Origin of the sequence: Kitasatospora sp. NPDC059827, from assembly GCF_042731675.1 — a bacterium.
In the GTDB taxonomy this organism is placed as follows: domain Bacteria; phylum Actinomycetota; class Actinomycetes; order Streptomycetales; family Streptomycetaceae; genus Kitasatospora.
Map to the genome: position 1 here is coordinate 11,123 of NZ_JBHWIV010000130.1, position 5,817 is coordinate 16,939.

At 73.5% G+C, this 5,817-nt stretch carries 5 protein-coding genes; 2 read left to right on the top strand and 3 right to left on the bottom strand.

Features of this window, described 5'->3' with window-relative positions; translation table 11 throughout:
• Positions 1-130: 130 nt before the first annotated feature.
• Positions 131-1,768 (bottom strand): alpha/beta hydrolase, encoded by a 1,638-nt coding sequence (locus ACFV8H_RS39425; protein WP_380409343.1) that lies wholly within the window; start codon positions 1,766-1,768, stop codon positions 131-133.
• Positions 1,769-2,004: 236 nt separating this feature from the next.
• Between ACFV8H_RS39425 and ACFV8H_RS39430 the strand changes: the two genes are divergently transcribed.
• Both ACFV8H_RS39430 and ACFV8H_RS39435 read left to right on the top strand, forming a co-directional pair.
• The gene (locus tag ACFV8H_RS39430) at positions 2,005-3,087 is read left to right on the top strand and encodes a Rieske 2Fe-2S domain-containing protein (protein WP_380409353.1); all 1,083 of its coding nucleotides are present in this window, start codon (positions 2,005-2,007) and stop codon (positions 3,085-3,087) included.
• A gap of 8 nt (positions 3,088-3,095) precedes the next feature.
• Positions 3,096-3,566, top strand: coding sequence for an SRPBCC family protein (locus ACFV8H_RS39435; RefSeq protein ID WP_380409345.1), 471 nt, complete (start codon positions 3,096-3,098; stop codon positions 3,564-3,566).
• A gap of 6 nt (positions 3,567-3,572) precedes the next feature.
• Here ACFV8H_RS39435 and ACFV8H_RS39440 read toward each other — a convergent pair whose 3' ends face one another.
• Both ACFV8H_RS39440 and ACFV8H_RS39445 read right to left on the bottom strand, forming a co-directional pair.
• Positions 3,573-4,388, bottom strand: a complete 816-nt coding sequence (locus ACFV8H_RS39440; RefSeq protein ID WP_380409347.1) for a hypothetical protein — start codon at positions 4,386-4,388, stop codon at positions 3,573-3,575.
• A gap of 203 nt (positions 4,389-4,591) precedes the next feature.
• The gene (locus ACFV8H_RS39445) at positions 4,592-5,533 is read right to left on the bottom strand and encodes a TIGR01777 family oxidoreductase (protein WP_380409349.1); all 942 of its coding nucleotides are present in this window, start codon (positions 5,531-5,533) and stop codon (positions 4,592-4,594) included.
• Between the last annotated feature and the right edge of the window lie 284 nt (positions 5,534-5,817).

Genomic DNA, 5,817 nt, shown 5'->3' on the forward strand with positions numbered 1-5,817 from the left:
CCTTTACCTTGTTCTACTCGCCCTCGGGGCGGGGGGGGGGGCCCCCTCCCCCCCGCGCCGACGGCGGGGGCCCCCCCCCCGGGTGAGGGGGGGCGCCGCCGCTCAGTGCTGTCGGTCCTTCGGGGGATTCCTAGCGCAGCACCCCGCGCACGGCCTCGGGGTCGGTGGGGGCGAGCGGGGCGGCCGGTGCGGTGGTGAGGGCCTTCGCGGTGGCGGGCGGCGGGGTCACGTACACGGGGGCCGGGTCGGCCTCGGGGGCGCAGGTCTTGGCGATCCGCCCCTTGCCCTGGGGCAGGCTGCCGTCGCGCAGATAGGCGGTGAAGGTGTCGTCCAGGCAGGCGTTGTCGTGGAAGAGGATCTCGTGGAAGCTGCCGCCGTTCTGGACGACGAGCTTGGATCCGGGCAGCGCGTCGTGCATGGCGAGGCCGCCCTGGTAGGGGGTGGCGGCGTCCTCGGTGGCCTGGAAGAGCAGGACGGGGGGCAGGCCCTTGCCGGTGATCTTCAAGCGGCCGGCCGGGTTGCCCTGGTAGGGCCAGAACATGCAGGCGGCATTGTACCACATGTTGTTATAGGCGTAGAAGGGCGCGCGGGCATCGACCTTTGCCTGGTCCTTCTTCCAGTACTCCCAGTCGCGCGGCCAGGCGTTCTCGGTGCACTGGGCGGCGTTGTAGGCGGGGAAGGCACCGTCGTCGGCGCCGGGGGCCGCGTACTTGTTGTAGGCGATGTTCAGCGGCCGGGTGTCGTGCTGGGTGAGGTAGCCGGAGAGCACGGTGGCCATCCGGGGCCAGCGCAGGAAGTTGTAGCCGCCGCCGTAGAAGGTGTCCTCGAACTCGGCGGGGCCGATCTTCCCGGGTGCCGGGGCGGCGTCGACCGGGTCCTTGCGCAGGGCGTCCTCGACCTGGTGGTAGGCCTGGGCCACGGCGGCGGGGTCGGTGCCCAGGTGGTAGGTCGAGTCGGCCTTGGCGGCCCAGGCGGTGAAGGCGTCGAAGCGGCGCTGGTGCTCCTCGTCCTGGAGGACGTTGTGGTCGTACCAGCTGATGGTCGGGCCGACGATGCTGTCCAGCACCATCCGGCGCACGTGGGAGGGGAAGAGCTGGCCGTAGGTGGAGCCGAGCGAGGTGCCCCAGGAGCCGCCGTAGTAGTTGATCTTCGGTACGCCGAGGGCCCGTCGGATGCTGTCCAGGTCGCGGGCGTTGTCGACGGTGGTCATGTGCGGCAGCAGCCAGGACCAGTCGGCCGCGCAGTCGGCGGCGTAGCCCGCCGCCTTCTTGAGCCAGGCCTTCGAGGTGCCCTGGCTCAGCTGGTAGTCGGGGCGCTCGGCGTCGAAGTAGTGGGCGTCGCAGATGACGTGGGGGTCGCTGCCGTTGGTGCCGCGCGGGTCGAAGCCGATCCAGTCGTAGGTGGCGGCGACGTCCGCCGGGATCTTCCCCGCGATGTAGGCGGGCATCCACAGCCCTGAGTCCCCGGGGCCGCCGGGGTTGAGCAGGATCGGGCCCTGCTGCTTGTCCTTGGGCGCGGTGGCGGGCAGCCGGTTGAGCTTGATCCTGATCCTGCGCCCGTGCGGGTCGGCGTAGTCCACCGGCACCTCCAGCATCGCGCACTGGAGGGCCGGGGTGGCCGGGTCGTTGCAGGAGCTCCAGGCGAGCGCGCCCTGACCGGTGTCGACCAGGTCGGGGCCGTCCGGTTCGGCGGCGGAGGCGGGGCCGACGAGTCCGCCGAAGGTGGCGAGGGCCGCGGCGGCCGAGAGCAGGGCGATGGCTTTTCTCATGGGGAGCATGATGTGACATGTGCAATGGCACATCCAGAGGGCGGACCGGACTTTACCAAGCTTTGACCAATCGCCCGTATCTGACTTATCATCAGATCTATTCCCTCTTCGGGAGGTTGACCGCGCGGAGGCACCCGATCCGTGACTAGCATCTGAGCTCTGATCTGTTCGGACGCCAAGCGCCTCGGACAGGCCGCGCCGCACAGACCGCGCCGCACAGACCGACCGGAGGGCTCATCCGCGTGTCCCACCCGCACGTCCACCCCGTCAGCTCCCGACCGACCGCCGCCGACCTCGCACTCCCACCCGCCCTGCCCTACCCCGACGGCTGGGCCGCGCTGGCCTTCTCCGCCGAGCTCCGGCCCGGCACCGTGATCACCCGGCAACTCGCCGGGGAGGACGTGGTGCTGTACCGGCTGCGCGACGGCCGCCTGCGCGCCGTCCGCCCGTACTGCCCGCACCTGGGCGCCCACCTCGGCCACGCCGAGGTCCAGGGCGGCGACCTGGTCTGCCCCTTCCACCGGTTCGCCTTCGACCCCGACGGGCGATGCGTACGCACCGGCTACGGCACCCCGCCCCCCCGAGCCGAACTGTCCCGACTGCCGGTGCGCGAGGTGAACGACGCGGTCTTCGTCTGGCGCCACCACGACGGCCGGGAACCGGACTGGGAGATCCCCGCCTGGCACGTGCTCGGCGACCGGCCGCTGCGCCACGCGGCCTGCGAACTGCCCGGCTACGCCCAGGACGTCATGGAGAACTCCTTCGACCTGGGCCACTTCATCACCCTGCACGGCTGGCCCGAGGGCGAGTTGGCGGCCCCGGTCACCTTCGACGGGCCCCGCTTCCACATCTCGATGCGGGTCCGGGAGAAGTTCCCCCTGGTCGGGCTCCGCGACATGGAGGTCGAGGTCGACGGCTACGGCCTCACCGCCCTGCACACCGACGTCCGCACCCGCTCGCTGGGGCTGCAGTTCTGCTCCCTGGTGATGCCCACCCAGGTCGCCCCCGCCCGGGTGCAACTGCGCCAGGCGAGCCGGTTCTCGCTGGCCGAGCCGACGGGGCTGCCGCCCCTGCTCGCCCGCGCGGTCAGCCGTACGGTGACCAGGCTGCTCGCCGGTCCGATGTTCCGGCACACCCTGGAGTTCACCGCGGACGACTTCCCGATCTGGTCCAACAAGACGTACCTGTCCACGCCGCGGCTCGCGGCCGGCGACGGCCCGATCGGTGCGATGCGGCACTGGGCCCGGCAGTTCTACCCGCCGGACCACCGGCAGCACCTGTCGGCACCGCCCGCCCGGGCGGGCGCCGGGCAGCCGTAGACTGCGGCATGGCCCGTTTCGTGCTGACCCGCCGTTCCCCACTGCCGCCCGCCGAGTGCTGGGCCCGGCTGACCGCCTGGCACCGGCACGGCGACCGGGTCCCGTTCACCCGGGTGAGCGTGGTGCGGGGCGGCGGGCAGCAGGTGGGGGACGTGGTCCTGGCCCGGACGACCCTGGGGCCGCTGCGCCTCGACGACCCGATGGAGCTGGTCGAGCTGGCCGCGCCCGAGCGGTGCCGGCTGGCGAAGCGCGGCCGGGTGGTGCGCGGCGGCGCCGAACTGCGGGTCCGCGCGGTGGGCGCGGGCAGTGAGGCGGTGTGGGCCGAGGAGCTGCGGATCACCGGGCTGCCCCGGCTGTTCGACCCGGCGGTGGCGCTCACCGGGCGGCTGGTGTTCGGCCGGGTGCTGGACCACCTGCTGGCCACGGACCCGGCCGAGGACCGGACCGGGGACCGGACCGGGGACCCGGCCGAGGACTGAACCCCGTTACGGCCGGCGGGTGCGCCAGCTCAGGTACTGCTCGCGCACGTAGTGCCGCTGGTCGCCCTCGACCGTGATCCGGTCGTACGTCACCAGCTCCTCCGCCGCCCGCAGGGCGATCGCCAGCGCCAGCCCGTCCCCGTCCCGCAGGAAGACCCGGTCGGCCAGCGCGGCGCGCCGCAGCAGGTACTCGCGCCGGCCGCGCTGCCGGGGCCGCCGGATCTCGGGCGGCAGGGCGTCCGCCTCCTGGTCGATCCCCGGCGCGTCGGCGTAGGCCCGCTCCGCCCCGGGCGCCCCCTCGGCGGGCGCGGCCCACACCCGCAGCGGCGGCAGCTGCGGGAGGCCCCGCACCCGGAGCACCTCGTCGGCGAACTCCGCCTCCTCGACGGGCAGTCCGCGCTCCCCGAAGACCGCGAACAGCTCGGCCACGGCCCGCGGGGGAACGCCCAAGGGGGTGTCCTCCCGGGTGACCGGGACCTTGCCGAGGAGCGGCCCCGCGAACCGGCCCGGCGGATCGGCGAGCCGCAGCCGCAGGGTGAGGCGGCGCCTGCCGATCTCCTCGTCCTCGTCGAACTCCATTGCCAGTCCGCGGAGTTCGACCCACGCGAAGCGACGCGGCAGCAGGTAGCGGACGAGGGTGACGCCCCGCTCGTCGACCCGCAGCCAGAAGGCGTACGGCGTGGCGAAGAGCGCGGCCGCGGCGACCAGGACCGCGACCAGGAAGGCCCCGAAGGGGTCGATCGCGCCCGTGACGGCCAGGGCGACGCCCGTGACGACCATCAGCGTGAAGCCGACACCGGAACGCTCGCTCCGCATCTGCATGGACGACAACCGCACCGTGCGCATCCCACGCCCCCCTCCCCCGTGGCCCCGCCCCCCGTGGCCGCCACCACCGTCCCGTTCCGGCCCGCTCCGGGCAAGCTCCGGCGCGCAGCTGTGACAGCCCCGTGACGCCCCGGCCCTCCCCCGGGCCCGCGCCGCCGTCCGTGCTTCCGCCCGCTTCACCGTCCGGCTCGCGCTCCGCCTCACCGTCCGCGCAGCCGCCGCACCAGGTTGCGGGCGGCCTGCGGCCAGTCCGGGTAGGCGAAGGAGAAGCCCGCCTCCAGCAGTCGGGCGGGCACCACCCGGCGGCTCTTCAACAGCAGTTCGCTCTCCGAGCGCAGTGCGAAGGCGCCGAGTTCGGCCATCCAGCGGGTCGCCGGGAGCGCCAGCGGCATGCCCCAGCCCGCGCGCAGCTCGCGCATGAACTCGCGCTGGGGCAGCGGGTTCGGGGCGGCGAGGTTGACCGGGCCGCTGAGCTCCTGCCGTGCGATCAGGAACTCGACGGCACTGACGAAGTCCTGCTCGTGGATCCACGACACGTACTGGGCGCCGCCCGCGATCGGCCCGCCGACGCCGAGCCGGGCCAGCCAGGACAGCGAGTCGAAGGCACCCCCGCGCTCGGGGCCGAGGACGACGGCGGTGCGCAGCGCCAGGCGCCGGGTGTGCGGGGTGTCGGCGTCGGCCTGGGCCTCCTCCCAGGCCCGGGCGATCTCGACGCTGTACCGCCAGGAGGCGGGGGCGTCGGGCTCGGTGCCGCCGATCCGGCCGTCCAGTTCGCCGTTGGGCGCGTCGTGCCGGTGGGCGTAGACGGTGGCGGTGCTCATCTGCAGCCAGACGGCGGGCGGCCTGCGGGCGGCGGCGATCGCCCGCCCGACGGCCCGGGCGGAGTCCACCCGGGAGTCCATCATGGCCCGCTGGTTCTCCTGCGTGTAGCGGCAGTTGACGCTGCGCCCGGCCAGGTTGACGACCACGTCGCTGCCGTCCAGCTCGGCCGCCCAGGCACCCTGGGTCCGTCCGTTCCAGCCGACCTGCCGGGGCCCGGTGGGGCGGCGGGTGAGCACCGTGACCTGGTGCCCGGCGGCCGTCAGGCTGCGGTCGAGCAGGGTCCCGAGCGCGCCGGAGCCGCCGGGGATGACGATCTTCATGAGTTCCCCCTCATCTTCACCCCGAGCGTAGCGCGCATATTGAACACGTTCAATTCGACGGGAGCGGCGGTCCGCCCGCCACTCCGCCCCTCGACGACGAAGCGCCCGAACTCCGCGACATTTCGCGGGAGTTCGGGCGCAGGGACAGCCATCTCGCCTTCGGAACTACTCGTTTAGCGGGGGGCGACCTTGGTGTTGGGCTGGGTCTTCTGGTTGTAGATCTCCTTGCCGTCCGCGTTGTAGGCGTGGACGTAGGCGTCCGGGGGGAAGGCCTTCGGGTCGGG